Origin of the sequence: Nesterenkonia sp. LB17, assembly GCF_022565915.1 — a bacterium.
In the GTDB taxonomy this organism is placed as follows: domain Bacteria; phylum Actinomycetota; class Actinomycetes; order Actinomycetales; family Micrococcaceae; genus Nesterenkonia.
The window spans coordinates 76,712-91,670 of sequence record NZ_JAJOYX010000003.1 but is presented as its reverse complement, the minus strand read 5'-3'; the positions used below and the strand labels follow the sequence as shown (position 1 = coordinate 91,670).

Here is a 14,959-nt window from a genome sequence, read left to right as displayed (position 1 = left end):
GGCCATCAATGTCCACCCCAGTTCTCGAGACCGAGAACCTCGTCAAGGTCTACGGCAAGGGCGCAACCCGTTTCGACGCGCTCAAGGGCCTGACCTTCGAGATCCACGAGGGCGAATCTGTTGCCATCGTGGGCAAGTCAGGTTCCGGCAAGTCCACTCTCATGCATCTGCTGGCGCTTCTCGATGAGCCCACCTCCGGAGTCGTCGCGCTGGGCGGTGAGCCGGTGACCGCGCTGAAGCCCAAGAAGGTCTCCCAGCTGCGCAACGAGTCCTTCGGGTTCGTGTTCCAGCAGTTCTTCCTCAACCCCAACCAGACGGTGCTGGAGAACATCACCCTGCCGCTGAAGATCGCCGGGATGGGCAAGTCTGAGCGCAACCGTCGCGGCATGGAGGTGCTGGAGCAGCTGGACATGGCCGACAAGGCCAAGAACAAGGCGACCAACCTCTCCGGCGGCCAGAAGCAGCGGGCCTGCATCGCCCGCGCCCTGGTCAACAGGCCCGCGGTGCTCTTCGCCGATGAGCCAACCGGCAACCTGGACACCGTCACCTCGGAGATCGTCGAAGACATCCTCTTCGGGCTGCACCGTGATCACGGCATCACCCTGGTGGTCGTCACCCACGATGAGGACCTGGCCGCGAAGTGCCAGCGCCGGCTCATGATGCAGGACGGCGAGATCGTCGCCGAAGAGCACGGCGCCACGGGGGTGCACGCATGAGGTCAGTCGACGTCGCACGCACCGCGCTGGGCAACACCTTCCGCTCGAAGCTGCGCACCGCCCTGACGGTGGTCGCCATCGTCATCGGCTCCTTCACCCTGACCCTGACCTCGGGGCTGGGCGCGGGAGTCAACAAGTATGTGGACACGGTGGTCGCCGGCTTCGGCGGCTCTTCGCAGATGTTCGTCATGAGCACCGGCGCCTCTGACGCCGCGCCGACCGATGGTCCGGCCGAATACGACCCGGAGGCCGCAGCAAGTTCCGGCGGCATGTTCGGACCGGGTTCCGGCGGTGGTGTGCTCACCGACTCTGACATCGAGTCGATCGAGGAGATCGACAACGTCTCAGCCGTCGACCCGATGGTCTTCGTCTCACCTGACTACCTCGAGACGCCCGACGGTGCGCAGTACGCCATGGAGCTCGACGTGCCAGCGAATGCGCTGGGACTCGAGCTTGAAGCCGGCGAGGCGCCCGGTGAGGACGGGATGGAGCTCAGCATCCCGGCCGAGTGGCTCACCATCTTCGACACCGAGGACGCCGAACAGGTCCTTGGCGAGACAGTGCAGATCGGCATCAGCAATGTGACCGGTGAGCAGACCGCGGTGGAGGCCGAGATCGTCGGAGTCTCCGAGGAGGCGCTCTCCGGGATCGGAGCCACCCCCATGCCCTCACGGGAGCTGAACCAGGAGCTCAACGACCTCTCCATGGAGGGCTACGAGGGCCAGGCCCAGAACGCCTACACGATGGCGGTGGTCGACGTGGACGACCTCGAGGCCAATGAGCAGGGCATCAAGGACGCGCTCACCGAGCAGGACCTCCTCGGACTGACCGTGGAGGACCAGATCGGCGCCGTCCAGGGCGTGATCGACGCCGTCTCCTGGGTGCTCTCCGGATTCGGCCTGATCGCGCTGCTCGCGGCAAGCTTCGGCATCGTGAACACGCTGCTGATGTCGGTGCAGGAACGCACCCGCGAGATCGGTCTGATGAAGGCGATGGGCATGTCCAGCGGAAAGGTCTTCGGGCTCTTCTCCATGGAGGCCGTGGTCATCGGCATCCTGGGTTCGATCATCGGCGTGGTGCTCGGACTCGGGGCCGGGATTCTCGGCAACGCCTGGCTCACCGGTGACGGCGGCCCGCTGGGAGCAGTGGCCGGACTGACGCTCTTCGCGGTGGATCCGCTGGCCATCGCCGGGATCATCGCGCTGATCGTCTTCATCGCCTTCCTGGCAGGCACGCTTCCCGCCGCGAGGGCGGCGAAGAAGGACCCGATCGAGGCGCTTCGGTACGAGTGACGACGGCCCGCTGGGCCTAAGGTGAGTCGTGAACACAAACTGTGAACAAGGAGCAGATATGAGCAACCCTCCCTACGGAGACCAGCCCGCCGGCTTCCCCGGCAATGAGCCGGGCAGCCAGCCGGGCAGCCAGCCCGGCGGTTACGGCGGCAACCAGCCCGGCGGCTTCCCCGGTGGTGAGCCCACCTCGAAGTACGGCACCGACCCCTATGCGCCCGGCGCCTACGGCGGGCCGATCGCGGAGCCCAGGAAGTACAGCCTGCTCAAGACCCTGACCCTGGTCTCGCTCGCGATCTATGTGCTGAGCGCGCTGCCGGGGCTGTTCATGAGCGACGACCTGCTCCGGCAGGAACTGATGAACACCGCCGAGCAGCAGGGGGCGACCGGGCAGGAAGCCGCGGACTTGGCCGAGATGATGCTGGGCCTCACCACGGCCCTCGTCTGGGTCACACTGATCATCGGCGTCGGGCTGTACCTGCTGGTGTTCTTCGGACTCAGGAAGAACAAGAACTGGGCACGGATCACCGGCATCGTCTTCGCGATCCTCGGCATCCTGTTCACCCTGTTCGGCGTCATCGGCGCCGACCTGCTGACACTGGTGCTCGTGCTGGTCCACGTGGGCGTCGCCGTCTACTGGCTGGTGCTGGCCTTCAGCACCGAGGTCAAGACCTACCTGGCACAGTTCCGCCGGTAGTCATCACTTCTCGCTCTGCGGGGGCGCTCCTTCACGGGGGCGCCCCCGCTCTGCGTCAGCGGGCATGTCACGGGACACCTCGAGGGCGAGTCGCGAGAGTGTTGCGGCGATAGGGTGAACGGGTGAATCAGACCTCTGCCATGGGCAGCTCGCGCCGCATGATGACGGCGATGTTCCTGCCGCTCTTCGCGGCGCTGCTGAGCATCAGCATCGTCAACGTCGCCCTGCCCGCCATCGAGGAGAGCCTCAGCGCCACCTCGGCGGATCTGCAGTGGGTGCTCTCCGGCTACGCGCTGGCCTTCGGCATGGCGCTGGTCCCTGCAGGCCGCGCGGGAGACATCTGGGGCCGACGCGGCCTCTTCATGTTCGGCGTGGTGCTCTTCGGCGCCGCCTCCCTGGGCGCCGCGCTGGCGATGAACCCGCTGGTGCTCAACCTTGCCCGGGTCTTCATGGGGTTCGCAGCGGGCATCCTGACCCCGCAGATCATCGGGATGATCCAACGTCTCTTCACCGGACCCGCGCGCGGGCGGGCCTACGGGATGATGGGCACCATCATCGGGGTCGCAGTAGCTGCGGGGCCCGCGCTGGGCGGACTGATCATCGACACCACCGGGTCAGACCTCGGCTGGCGGATGACCTTCCTGATCAACGTCCCGGTCACCGTCATCGCGCTGATCGCCATCGTGCGCTGGCTCCCGAAGACCCTGGACGACGCCGAGGCGCTCAGCCCCGCTGATCTCCCCGATCCTGCCGAGCGACCTGGGCCCGCCGCGCCGGGGGCCGCCAGCCCCGTGTCGGCCGCCCGAGGCATCGCACGGCTGGACCCGCTAGGAGTGGTGCTGCTCAGCATCGCGGTGCTGCTGCTGATGCTGCCCTTCATCGCGTTCCGCAGCCTGCTCGGCGGGCTTCTGGCCGTGGCCGGCCTCGGCGTGCTGGTGCTGTGGGCGCTCTGGGAGCGCAGGCTCGGCCGCCGCGACGCAGCAGCCCCGATGGTCAATCTGTCGCTGTTCACCCTGCCCAGCTACACGTTGAACTCGCTGGTGCTGGGCCTGTACTTCGCGGGCATGCCGGCCACCTGGGCGGTGGTCGCGGTCTACGTGCAGCAGGGCCGCGGGGAGGGTGCGCTGATCGCCGGGCTGGTCACGCTGCCCAGCGCCGTGATGGTCATGCTGCTCTCCTCGCGGGTGGGCCAGGCGGTGGACCGCAAGGGCCCCCGCATGCTGGTCAGCGGGACCATCTCCGGCGTCGTCGCGATGCTCTCACTGGCGGGCGCCGCCGCACTGATGGTGACCCCCTACGGGTCGCTGTGGCTGATCGGGGCAGCGCTGGCGGTCGTCGGGCTCTCCCAGGCGCTGATCATCCCCAGTGCACAGACGCTCTCGATGCGGGAGGTTCCAGAGTCCATGGCGGGAGCCGCCGGGGGCGTGGCGCAGACGGCGCAGCGGGTGTCCACCGCGATCGGCATCGCGGTGGTCACCGGCGTCTACTTCTCGGTCAGCGCCGAGCAGGGCCACCAGTCAGCAATCGTCACCAGCTCCCTGGTGATCGCCGGACTGATGCTGACCTCGGTGGCGGCTGCGCTCTTCGCCGCCCGGCGGGCCCGGCAGGCGCTGGAGAACCCGGTCAGCGCAGGCGGGTGACCGGGCGCAGATCCTTGCCGGTCACATAGGCCGGGGCGCCCGCGAAGATCTCGGCGCGCTCGGGGGAGTCCTCCCAGGCCTGCTCCGCCTGCGCGAACTCCTCACGATCACCGAAGCGGCTGACGAACCAGGTCAGCTCGTCCATGCCGTCGGAGAGCCAGATCGACTCCACCGTGAACCCGCGCTCCTCCCGCGCCGGAATGACCTTCTTGGTCAGGAAGCTGACGAACTCCTGCGCCAGCGCCGGGTCCAGCGCGTAGCGGCGCATGTATGTGGTGCGCTCGGGTGCATCCGCGGGGCGGGAAGTCTCGGGTTGTGCGGCCATCAGGTCCTCCTGGATCGTTGGGACAGCTCTGGGCGACGTTCCTGACCATCATTTCAGACGTGAGCGACGCTCGGATGATCAGGTTTCACCCGGTCTGCGGCAGGAAACCTGTGCCAGGACGAGGGCGATTCGCCATGACGCCGTGATCGCAGGGATAATCAGGCGCATGAGTTCTCAGCAGTCACTGCCCACAGGCGGCGCATCTGGCGCGCAAGAAACCCTCAAAAACTTCGGCCGGCGCACCTCCGGCATCAGCTTCGCGGTGATGATCACCGTGCTGCTGGTGGCGCTGGTCTTCGCCGCGAACCAGAACGACGTGATCGGCTGGATCATCGCCGTCATCGCCGGAGGCTGGCTGCTTCTGGCCACCGTGCTGGTGATCTCGGTGCGCACCGGAGCCAAGAAGTTCGGCCAGACGCTGGACTCGGCGCGCGCCGACGCGGCCTCCCGCCGTGCCGACACGCTCGGCGGCACCGCCGTGGTCGACGAGGACACCCACGCGCGGAACCTGAAGCTCGATCACTCCTTCAAGATCGTCCAGGTGCAGAAGCGGGTCATCACCCAGGAGCTCGCCAAGGGTGGCGAGGCTGACCTGGCGATGGTGGACCGGGCGCTGGACACCATCGAGATGACCGCCGGCAACGGCCGAGACATGCTCTCCGAACACGTCGGCCGCGGCGCAGGCGACACCGGGCAGGATCACCGCGGCGGGTCCAGTCAGCATCGCGAAGGCGACGCACGCCGCGCGAAGAACCGCAACAACGACGACGACCGGCCCATCACCGGCGAGATCGTCAACTGAAAGGACCCGACGTGACCGAGACTTCCAACGGCGCAGCGACTTCCGCAGAAGCACCAGACTTCGGTGAGCACCCGCACCGCATCGTCGATCCCAAGCCCGACCAGCAGACCCGGATCGCCTCGGTCAACGTCAACGGGATCCGCGCGGCGCACCGCAAGGGCATGGGTGAATGGCTGGCAGAGCGCGAGATCGACATCCTCGCGCTCCAAGAGGTCCGGGCCGACGAGGAGATCCTCACCAAACTCGTCACCGACATGACCAAGCCCCTGGGGGAGACCTGGCACGTCCACGAATATGAGGCCGCCGACAAGGGTCGGGCCGGCGTCGCGATCATCTCGCGCAACGCACCGATCGCCACCCGCAACGGCATCGGCGAGGGGCATCCCGAGGACGACGGCCGCTGGATCGAAGCCGACTATGAGCTCGGCGACGGCTCCACGCTGACCGTGGTCAGCGTCTACGTGCACTCCGGCGAGGTGGGCACCACCAAGCAGGAGCACAAGATGCGGTTCCTGCAGTACATGACCGAGTACCTGCCGAAGCTGGCCCAGCGCACCGATCACCTGCTGGTGATGGGAGACCTCAACGTGGGCCACCGTGAGCTGGACATCAGGAACTGGAAGGGCAACGTGAAGAACTCCGGCTTCCTGCCCGAGGAGCGCGCCTACTTCGATGCCTATTTCGGTGAGCTCGGCTTCTGCGACGTCGCCCGTTCCCTGGCCGGCGAGGTCGAGGGGCCCTACACCTGGTGGTCCTACCGCGGGAAGGCCTTCGACAACGACACCGGATGGCGGATCGATTACCACATGGCCACCCCGGGCCTCGCCGAGCTGGCCGGCAACCTGCAGGTCGACCGGGCGCAGGACTACTCGCTGCGCTGGTCCGACCATGCCCCGCTGGTGGTGGACTACAAGCTGCCCTGACGCCGGGCTGCACGATCCAGGGCTCTTCCGGCCACGGTGAGCCCGCTTCCCGCATTGCGGCGGACAAGCCGCTAGCCTGACTCGTGACCCGACACTCTGCGGCACGACACTCTTCCCGACGACACGAAGGAACTGCTGTGACTGAGCGCGTACTCTCCGGGATGCAGCCCTCGGCTGACTCCCTGCACCTGGGAAACTATCTGGGAGCGCTGGTCAACTGGGTGAAGATGCAGGAGCGCTACGACGCCTTCTTCTTCATCCCGGACATGCACGCGATCACCGTGCACCAGGACCCGGCCGAGCTGCGCACCCGGGTGCGCCGGACCGCGGCCCAGTACATCGCCGGGGGCCTCGACGTCGAGCGCTCCACGGTCTTCGTGCAGTCCCATGTTCCCCAACACGCCCAGCTGGGCTGGATCATGACCTGCCTGACCGGAATGGGGGAGGCCGCGCGGATGACCCAGTTCAAGGACAAGTCGGCCAGAGAGGGTGCCGACGCGGCCGGCGTCGGGCTCTTCACCTACCCGATGCTGCAGGCGGCAGACATCCTGCTCTACCAGCCCCACGGGGTGCCGGTCGGGCAGGACCAGAAGCAGCATGTGGAGCTCTCGCGGAACCTGGCCCAGCGCTTCAACCACCGCTATGGGGAGACCTTCCGGGTGCCGGAGCCGCTGATCCCGGACGCCGGGGCGCGGATCTATGACCTGCAGAATCCCACTGCGAAGATGTCCAAGTCCGCCGCCTCGCCCGCCGGGCTGCTGAACCTCATGGACACCGACAAGCAGATCGCGAAGAAGATCAAGTCAGCAGTGACCGACGACGGCACCGAGATCCGTTTCGACCAGGCCGAGAAGCCGGGGGTCTCGAATCTGTTGAGCATCTATTCCGCGCTCACCGACCGCCCGGTGCTTGAGATCGTCGAGGAGTATCAGGGCCGGATGTACGGCCATCTGAAGGTAGAGCTGGCCGAGGTGGTCGTGGCGAAGCTCGGCCCGATCCGTGACCGCACCGAGGAGCTGCTCGAAGATCCGGCGCAGCTCGACGCGCTGCTGGCCACCGGCGCCGCGAAGGCGCGGGCCGTGGCGGGGGAGACCCTCGCCGAGGTGTACGACAAGGTCGGCTTCCTCCCGGCGAGCCCGCAGTGAGCCGACAGTGAGCCTGCGGTGAACGAGGACCCCTCCAGGCTGCGACCACGGACCGGCGGGCACGGTCTGATCGCCGGACACGCGCGAGCCGCCGCGAAGGCGATGAATGATCGCGAGGAGGTCTCGGGGATGGTCAACCCGCTGGACCTCGAGGCTCTGCGGCGTCGCGAGGTCAAGGCCCGACGCGCCCGGGGCCACGCCCGCAGGGAGGGTCGCGGCCGCGCATCCATGTTCGGGCCGACCGTGTTCTGGGGGCTCACCCGACTCGACACCACCCGCGGGATGCGGATCCTGAACCTCTTCCTGTTCCACTACGGAACGGTGATGGCCGCCGGTGCGGCGTACATGATGTTCTTCTCCGTCTCGGCCGCGCTGGTGGCCGGGTTCTCCGTGGCGGGCCTCGTCATCGGCGGGAACAAGGAGCTGCAGAACACGATCGTGGATCTGACCAATGATGCGTTGCCCGGGCTGATCGGCGAAGACGGGCTTGCCACGCAGGAACAGCTCTTCGACACCGGAGGCTTCGGCCTCACCCTGGTGGTCTCGCTGCTGGTGGCGATGGTGGCCTCGCTGAGCTGGATCAACGGGCTGCGTTCCGGGATCCGAAGCATCTTCGACCGTCCGCTCATGGATGAGAACGTGCTGGTGGTCAAGTCTCGGGACCTCGGGGTGATGCTGCTGCTGGGCACCATGCTGTTGGCCGCCACAGCCACCAGCCTGATCTCAGAATCGGTGCTGGAGTTCAGCGAGCGGGTGCTGGGCTGGAACCTGAACGTGCTTCAAGGACTGGTCGGCACCGTGATCACACTGGCCGTGCCGCTGATCCTCGACGTGCTGGTCGCGATCCTGATCTTCCGCGTGGCCTCACGAGTGGTGATGCCGGTCTCGGTGCTCTGGCGGGCGGCGCTGCTCGCCGCCGTCGGCTCCTCGATGCTGCGCCAGCTCTCCACGTTCCTGCTCAGCGGGGTCGAAGGCGGAAACCTGATCGTGTCATCCTTCGCCACAGTGCTGGGCTTCTTCATCTACTTCTTCCTGCTCAGTCTGATCTATCTGCTCTGCGCGTCCTGGGCGGCGCTGGCCACCGATGCCCGCAGCCGCCGTCTCGGACCCGTCGCGGCCGCCCGCTGAGGCGGCGCAGGGGTGCTTCAGCGCCGGACGGTGCGCGGGAAGAGCGAATCGACCACGTGGCGAGCCGCGTCCCGGGGCTCACCTGACCAGGGGAAGTGGTGCATCGAGACCATCGGGCTGGCGTTGATCTCGAGCACCGAGGCTGCGTGGACGTCGCCGTCACCGCGGGGCAGCAGCACGTCGAATCCGACGATGCGGAGCCCGCGCAGAGCCCGCGCCGCGCGCTCCACGAGTTCACGCTCCTCGTCGCGAATCTCGTCCGTGGCGTCGACCGCGTCTCCTCCCGTATGCAGGTTAGAGGTGCTTCTCAGGTAGACGCGCTCCGCCGCCCTCGGGACCGTGTCGGGCCGGTAGCCGTGGCGGTCCAGGTACTCGCGCGCGACGGCGTCGATGACCAGGTCCTTGTGGATCGGGCCGCGGTCGCGGTTCTTCGCCCTGACCAGGTCGCTGATGCTGGTGCGCCCGTGGCCGAGCACGCTTGCGGGCCGGCGCTGGGTCGCAGCCACCAGGCTGCCCTCGACCACCAGGCAGCGGTGCTCCACTCCGGTGTAGAACTCCTCCACCAGGATCTGGCTGCTCGCTGCGGCGACCCGGTGGAAGGCCGTGTGAAACTCTTCCTCGGTCGCGATGCCGGCGTGGACGTTCTGGCCCTGCCGACCGTTGTGCGGCTTGATCACGCTCCTGGTGAAGGGCGACGCCCAGGCCCAGGCGCGCGCAGACTCCGAGACGCCGAAGACCGCGTTCTCCGGGGCGCTGATCTTGAGGTCGCGGAAGAGACGGCTGGCCACGTCCTTGTAGGAGGCGATCTTCTTGAGCAGGTCATCGTTGTGGTTCGTGCTTCCGCCGGCCCAGGTGCGCATGCGCCCCTGGTGCTCCAGCACCATCCGGCTGCTGCTGGTGGCCCTGCGCACGGTGATGCCACGGTCCAGGGCCTCCGCGGCCACGACGATGTTCGTGAAGTTCGTCCGGCCCACTCCGACATCGATCAGATGTCGGGCGGCCTCGTCGTATCTGTCCGTGAGCTCACCTAACCGGTTCCGGGAGGGGGATGCAAAAAGAGGTGGGGCAGAGGGCGCATCGACCGCGCCCGCCACCCCACCTCTTGATGAGCGGGTACTACATGCTGCGGGTCAGCACCGCACGCTTGACCTCTTGGATGGCCTTGGTGACCTCGATGCCGCGGGGGCAGGCGTCGGTGCAGTTGAAGGTGGTGCGGCAGCGCCACACGCCCTCTTTGTCGTTGAGGACCTCCAGGCGCATGTCGCCGGCGTCGTCGCGGGAGTCGAAGATGAACCGGTGTGCGTTGACGATGGCCGCCGGACCGAAGTACTGTCCATCGGTCCAGAAGACCGGGCAGGAGGAGGTGCAGGCGGCGCAGAGGATGCACTTGGTGGTGTCGTCGAAGCGCTCGCGCTCCTCCGGGGACTGGATCCGCTCGCCGGTCGGGGCCGGGGAGTTGTTCACCATGAAGGGCATGATCTCGCGGTAGGACTGGAAGAAGGGCTCCATGTCCACGATCAGGTCCTTCTCCACGGGAAGACCCTTGATCGGCTCGACCAGGATCGGCTTGGAGGTGTCCAGGTCCTTGAGCAGCACCTTGCAGGCCAGCCGGTTGCGACCGTTGATGCGCATGGCATCGGAGCCGCAGACGCCGTGGGCGCAGGACCGGCGGAACGTCAGGGATCCGTCGATCTCCCACTTGACCTTGTGCAGGGCGTCCAGCACACGGTCGGTGCCGTACATGGTGATCGTCCATTCGTCCCAGCGGGCGTCGTCGGAGAACTCCGGGTCATAGCGGCGCACCTGCAGAGTCACGTCAAAGCTGGGGACCTCCCCGCCGCCGGTGCTCTGGGCCAGGTCGATCTTGGAAGCGGGCTCTGCGGCTTCTGTGGTGGGGGTGCTCATCAGTACTTACGCTCCATCGGCTCGTAACGGGTGAAGACGACCGGCTTGGTGTCGGCGCGGATCCCGTGCGTGCCCTCAGTCGAGGACTCGGTATCCAGGTACATCATCGAGTGGAGCATGAAGTTCTCGTCATCACGCTCCGGGAAGTCCTCGCGGTAGTGTCCGCCGCGGGATTCCTTGCGGTGCAGGGCTGCCACGGTCATGACCTCGGCCATGTCCAGCAGGAAGCCGAGCTCCACGGCCTCGAGCAGGTCGAGGTTGAATCGCTTGCCCTTGTCCTGGATCTGCACGCCCTTATAGCGTTCGCGCAGGTCAGCGATGACCGCGAGGGCTTCCTTGATGGTGTCCTCGGAGCGGAACACCTGCATGTTCGCGTCCATGGTCTCCTGCAGCTCAGAGCGCAGGGTGGAGACGCGCTCTCCGCCGGTGCTGGCACGCATCGCGTTGAGCTGGTTCTCGGTGAACGCCGTCGGGTTCTCCGGCAGCTCCACGAACTCAGCGGTGGCGGCGTACTCGGCGGCGGCCAGGCCGGCGCGCTTGCCGAACACGTTGATGTCCAGCAGCGAGTTGGTGCCCAGGCGGTTGGAGCCATGCACCGAGACGCAGGCGACCTCGCCGGCGGCGAAGAGGCCGGGCACGATGGTGTCGTTGTCCTGCAGGACCTCAGACTTCACCGTGGTGGGCACACCGCCCATGGCGTAGTGGCAGGTCGGGAAGACCGGCACCGGCTCGGTGTAGGGCTCCACGCCGAGGTAGGTGCGGGCGAACTCGGTGATGTCGGGAAGCTTCGCATCGATGTGCGCCGGCTCCAGGTGGGTCAGGTCCAGCAGCACGTAGTCCTTGTTCGGACCGGCGCCGCGGCCTTCACGCACCTCGTTGGCCATCGACCGGGCGACGATGTCACGCGGAGCGAGGTCCTTGATCGTGGGGGCGTAGCGCTCCATGAAGCGCTCACCCTCGGAGTTGCGCAGGATGCCTCCCTCGCCGCGAGCGGCTTCGGAGAGCAGGATCCCCAGCCCGGCGAGGCCGGTCGGGTGGAACTGCACGAACTCCATGTCCTCCAGCGGGATGCCTGCGCGGTAGGCCAGGGCCATGCCGTCGGCGGTCAGCGTGTGCGCGTTGGAGGTGGTCTTGAAGATCTTGCCCAGACCGCCGGTGGCGAAGACCACGGACTTGGCCTGGAAGACGTGGATCTCACCGTTGGCCAGATCATAGGAGACGACGCCGGCCGTCTTCTTCTGCGTGTAGGTGGTGCCGTCTTCACGGGTCACCTCTTCGTCCACGGTGAGCAGATCGAGCACGTAGTACTCGTTGTAGAACTCGACGTTGTGCTTCACGCAGTTCTGATACAGCGTCTGCAGGATCATGTGACCGGTGCGGTCAGCGGCGTAGCAGGCGCGGCGCACGGCGGCTTTGCCGTGGTCGCGGGTGTGCCCGCCGAAGCGGCGCTGGTCGATCTTGCCCTCGGGGGTGCGGTTGAAGGGCAGGCCCATCTTCTCCAGGTCGAGCACGGCGTCGATGGCCTCTTTGGCCATGACCTCGGCTGCATCCTGGTCCACCAGATAGTCCCCGCCCTTGACGGTGTCAAAGGTGTGCCACTCCCAGTTGTCCTCTTCGACGTTGGCCAGTGCGGCGCACATGCCGCCCTGTGCCGCGCCGGTGTGGGACCGGGTGGGGTAGAGCTTGGTCAGCACGGCAGTGTGGGCGCGCTGGCCGGACTCGATGGCCGCGCGCATTCCGGCGCCGCCGGCGCCGACGATGACGACGTCGTACTTGTGAACCTGCATCAGCTTGTGGCTCTCTTTTCTTGGTGTTCGGAAGCATGAGAACGCGCAGAGGTGCGCACCGGGGTGGACCCGGTCGGCATCAGACGTTCTGGCAGAAGGAGGGTGACGACTCGAGGAGCTGGCCGGAGTTGTCGAGCAGGCAGGGCTCGAAGGTGAAGATGACCATGGTGCCCAGCACGATGATGACGATCACCGAGAGGTAGAGGATGGACTTCAGCCACATCCGCGTGGAGTCCTTCTCGGCATAGTCATTGATGATGGTGCGCATGCCGTTGCCGCCATGGAGCATCGCCAGCCAGAGCATGGCCAGGTCCCAGAACTGCCAGACCGGGTTTGCCCACTTGCCCGCGACGAAGCCGAAGTCGATCTGGTGGATGCCCTCGCCGACCAGCAGGTTCACTGCAAGGTGGACGAAGATCAACACCACGAGAGCGGCGCCGGAGACGCGCATGAAGACCCAAGCGGCCATCTCGAAGCTGCCGGACTTCGAGGACCCGCTGCGCAGGTACTTGGGGTCGATCCGCCCGGAGCGGGGAGCCTCGATGCCCTGGGCGGGCAGGAGGGCGTCAGATTTAGTGGTGGTCATTTTCAGAACCCTCCCCAGCCTTCGAAGAACAGCATCAAGTGGCGGACGGTGAATCCGATCATCGTGATGACCCAGAGGCCCATCACGGTCCACAGCATCTGGCGGTGGTAGCGGGTGCCCTGGGACCAGAAGTCGACCAGGATGATCCGCAGACCGTTGAAAGCGTGGAAGACGATCGCGCCGACGAGGCCGATCTCACCGACGATCATGATCGGGTTCTTATACGCGCCGATCACCGCGTCGTAGGCCTCTGGCGATACTCGCACGAGAGACGTGTCGAGTACGTGGACCAGGAGGAAGAAGAAGATCCCGACACCCGTGATCCGGTGTCCTACCCAGGACCACATACCTTCCCGGCCTTTATAGAGGGTGCCCTTTGTCTGCGTCACCTGTCATTACCTCCCTGCATCGTTGCATGGCGTTCCGCGCCGCACAGTTACGTACGTATGTTCTTCGCTGCGGCGGTGCGGAAACCGTGACGCCGGCGCGAGTCTGTTGTCAGTTACCAGACTAGAGCACCGCGGCAGCCGATGCGGCTCGTGGTGCGCTCCAGGAGGCTTTGTTGCGCGGCTCGGCGCACACCTGATCCAGGCTCGGAGGCGAAATGACAGTCCGATCCAAATGACTTCTACAACGTGTAGAAAAGCCGCAATGTGAGGACGCAATTCCGAAATGAGCTCTCAGGCCAGCGGACGCGAGTCTCGTCGCCCTGACCGCATGCCGTCTCGCAGCTCGTCTCGCGGCTCCCCGCGCAGCTTCTCTCGCAGGCTCCGCGGGCGGGCCGGTGCGTCCCCGAGGCGCACCCGACGCGCACCCGACCGCGCACCCGCTGCGCGGCTGGCCTGGCTGAGCGGCCGATGGGTCTACCCTGGGGAGGTGACTTCACAGGCAGCTTTGGACAAGTTCTACACGGTGATCCCCGCGGGCGGAGTGGGCACGCGACTGTGGCCGCTCTCGCGGGCCAGCGCCCCGAAATTCCTCCACGACCTCACCGGCTCGGGCACCACGCTGATCCGCGGGACCTACGAGCGGCTCGCGCCGCTGACCGGCAGGCGCGTGATGGTGGTCACCGGAGAGTCACACCGTGAAGCCGTGCGGGTGCAGATCCCCGAGCTCGATGAGAACGACCTCGTGCTCGAATCCGAGCCCAAGGACTCCGCCGCCGCCATCGGGCTGGCCGCGGCCATCCTGCACCTGCGTGACCCCGAGATCATCATGGGCTCCTTCGCCGCCGACCAGGTCATCGCCCCGGTGGAGATCTTCCAGGAGGCTGTGCGCGAGGCCGTGGCCACCGCTGCGACAGGCAAGATCGTCACCATCGGCATCGCCCCCACCCACCCCTCCACCGGCTTCGGCTATATCCGCCGCGGCGCCGCTCTGAAGGTCGACGGCGCCCCGATCCAGGACGCCCCGAACGCCCGGGACGTCGCGGAGTTCGTCGAGAAGCCCGGCCAGGAGCTCGCCGAGAAGTATGTCGACTCCGGAGAGTACCTGTGGAACGCCGGGATGTTCGTGGCCCCGGTTGCGCTGCTGCTGGACCATCTCGCTCGGGCGGAGCCGACGCTCTACGCGGGCCTCATCGAGATCGCCGCGGCCTGGGGAACACCGCAGCAGACCGAGGTCACCGCGCGGGTCTGGCCCGAGCTTCCCAAGATCGCCATCGACTACGCCGTGGCCGAGCCCGCCGCGGCCGCCGGCGATGTGGCCGTGATCCCCGGGAACTTCACCTGGGACGACGTCGGGGACTTCGCCGCCATCGCCCGGCTGAACCCGGCACGGGAGCAGGAGTCGATGACCGTGCTGGGGGAGAAGGCCCGGGTCTACTCGGACCAGTCCTCCGGCGTCGTCGTCTCTGACACCCAGCGCGTGGTGGCCCTGATCGGAGTCGAGAACATCGTCGTGGTGGACACCCCCGACGCGCTGCTGGTCACCACCACCGACCACGCGCAGTCGGTCAAGCAGGCCGTGGAGGCGCTCAGAGCGCAGGGAGAATCCGATGTCCTCTGAGCCTGCTCG

General features: G+C 66.8%; 15 protein-coding genes. 9 read left to right on the top strand and 6 right to left on the bottom strand.

Annotated features, from left to right (window positions below):
• Positions 1-8: 8 nt before the first annotated feature.
• From LTH96_RS07825 to LTH96_RS07810, 4 genes are all read left to right on the top strand, one after another.
• Positions 9-716, top strand: a complete 708-nt coding sequence (locus LTH96_RS07825) for an ABC transporter ATP-binding protein (protein WP_241465185.1) — start codon at positions 9-11, stop codon at positions 714-716.
• The gene (locus tag LTH96_RS07820) at positions 713-2,008 is read left to right on the top strand and encodes an ABC transporter permease (protein WP_241465184.1); all 1,296 of its coding nucleotides are present in this window, start codon (positions 713-715) and stop codon (positions 2,006-2,008) included. The genes LTH96_RS07825 and LTH96_RS07820 overlap by 4 nt, the downstream gene beginning before the upstream one ends.
• Before the next feature lie 58 nt (positions 2,009-2,066).
• Entirely contained in the window at positions 2,067-2,702 is a 636-nt protein-coding gene (locus LTH96_RS07815) for a DUF4064 domain-containing protein (protein ID WP_241465183.1), read from the top strand.
• 122 nt (positions 2,703-2,824) lie between these two features.
• Positions 2,825-4,342 carry an MFS transporter gene (locus LTH96_RS07810; protein ID WP_241465182.1) on the top strand — a complete coding sequence of 506 codons (1,518 nt, stop codon included), beginning with the start codon at positions 2,825-2,827 and terminating at the stop codon, positions 4,340-4,342.
• On the opposite strand, the gene LTH96_RS07805 is transcribed toward LTH96_RS07810, so the two are convergent.
• Complete coding sequence (locus LTH96_RS07805; RefSeq protein ID WP_241465181.1) at positions 4,326-4,667, bottom strand: hypothetical protein; 342 nt, start codon at positions 4,665-4,667, stop codon at positions 4,326-4,328. The genes LTH96_RS07810 and LTH96_RS07805 overlap by 17 nt on opposite strands.
• A 166-nt stretch (positions 4,668-4,833) precedes the next feature.
• Between LTH96_RS07805 and LTH96_RS07800 the strand changes: the two genes are divergently transcribed.
• The 4 genes from LTH96_RS07800 to LTH96_RS07785 all read left to right on the top strand — a co-directional run bounded on the left by LTH96_RS07800 (position 4,834) and on the right by LTH96_RS07785 (position 8,665).
• The gene (locus LTH96_RS07800) at positions 4,834-5,469 is read left to right on the top strand and encodes a hypothetical protein (protein ID WP_241465180.1); all 636 of its coding nucleotides are present in this window, start codon (positions 4,834-4,836) and stop codon (positions 5,467-5,469) included.
• A 161-nt stretch (positions 5,470-5,630) separates the two neighbouring features.
• Entirely contained in the window at positions 5,631-6,392 is a 762-nt protein-coding gene (locus tag LTH96_RS07795) for an exodeoxyribonuclease III (protein WP_241465562.1), read from the top strand.
• A gap of 137 nt (positions 6,393-6,529) precedes the next feature.
• Positions 6,530-7,537 (top strand): tryptophan--tRNA ligase, encoded by a 1,008-nt coding sequence (gene trpS, locus LTH96_RS07790; protein ID WP_370644420.1) that lies wholly within the window; start codon positions 6,530-6,532, stop codon positions 7,535-7,537.
• A gap of 18 nt (positions 7,538-7,555) precedes the next feature.
• Positions 7,556-8,665: a YihY/virulence factor BrkB family protein gene (locus LTH96_RS07785; protein WP_241465179.1), complete on the top strand. Its 1,110-nt coding sequence runs from the start codon at positions 7,556-7,558 to the stop codon at positions 8,663-8,665.
• Between the two features lie 17 nt (positions 8,666-8,682).
• Here LTH96_RS07785 and LTH96_RS07780 read toward each other — a convergent pair whose 3' ends face one another.
• The 5 genes from LTH96_RS07780 to sdhC form a co-directional block, all read right to left on the bottom strand.
• Positions 8,683-9,639, bottom strand: coding sequence for a hypothetical protein (locus LTH96_RS07780; protein WP_241465178.1), 957 nt, complete (start codon positions 9,637-9,639; stop codon positions 8,683-8,685).
• 142 nt (positions 9,640-9,781) lie between these two features.
• Positions 9,782-10,570, bottom strand: a complete 789-nt coding sequence (locus LTH96_RS07775) for a succinate dehydrogenase iron-sulfur subunit (protein WP_241465177.1) — start codon at positions 10,568-10,570, stop codon at positions 9,782-9,784.
• Positions 10,570-12,357, bottom strand: coding sequence for a succinate dehydrogenase flavoprotein subunit (gene sdhA, locus LTH96_RS07770; protein WP_241465176.1), 1,788 nt, complete (start codon positions 12,355-12,357; stop codon positions 10,570-10,572). The genes LTH96_RS07775 and sdhA overlap by 1 nt, the downstream gene beginning before the upstream one ends.
• A gap of 79 nt (positions 12,358-12,436) precedes the next feature.
• Positions 12,437-12,943, bottom strand: a complete 507-nt coding sequence (locus LTH96_RS07765) for a succinate dehydrogenase hydrophobic membrane anchor subunit (protein WP_241465175.1) — start codon at positions 12,941-12,943, stop codon at positions 12,437-12,439.
• A 2-nt stretch (positions 12,944-12,945) separates the two neighbouring features.
• Positions 12,946-13,332, bottom strand: coding sequence for a succinate dehydrogenase, cytochrome b556 subunit (gene sdhC / locus LTH96_RS07760; RefSeq protein ID WP_342357756.1), 387 nt, complete (start codon positions 13,330-13,332; stop codon positions 12,946-12,948).
• 487 nt (positions 13,333-13,819) lie between these two features.
• Here sdhC and LTH96_RS07755 point away from each other — a divergent pair, with 487 nt between their 5' ends.
• Complete coding sequence (locus LTH96_RS07755) at positions 13,820-14,950, top strand: mannose-1-phosphate guanylyltransferase (RefSeq protein ID WP_241465174.1); 1,131 nt, start codon at positions 13,820-13,822, stop codon at positions 14,948-14,950.
• Positions 14,951-14,959: the final 9 nt, after the last annotated feature.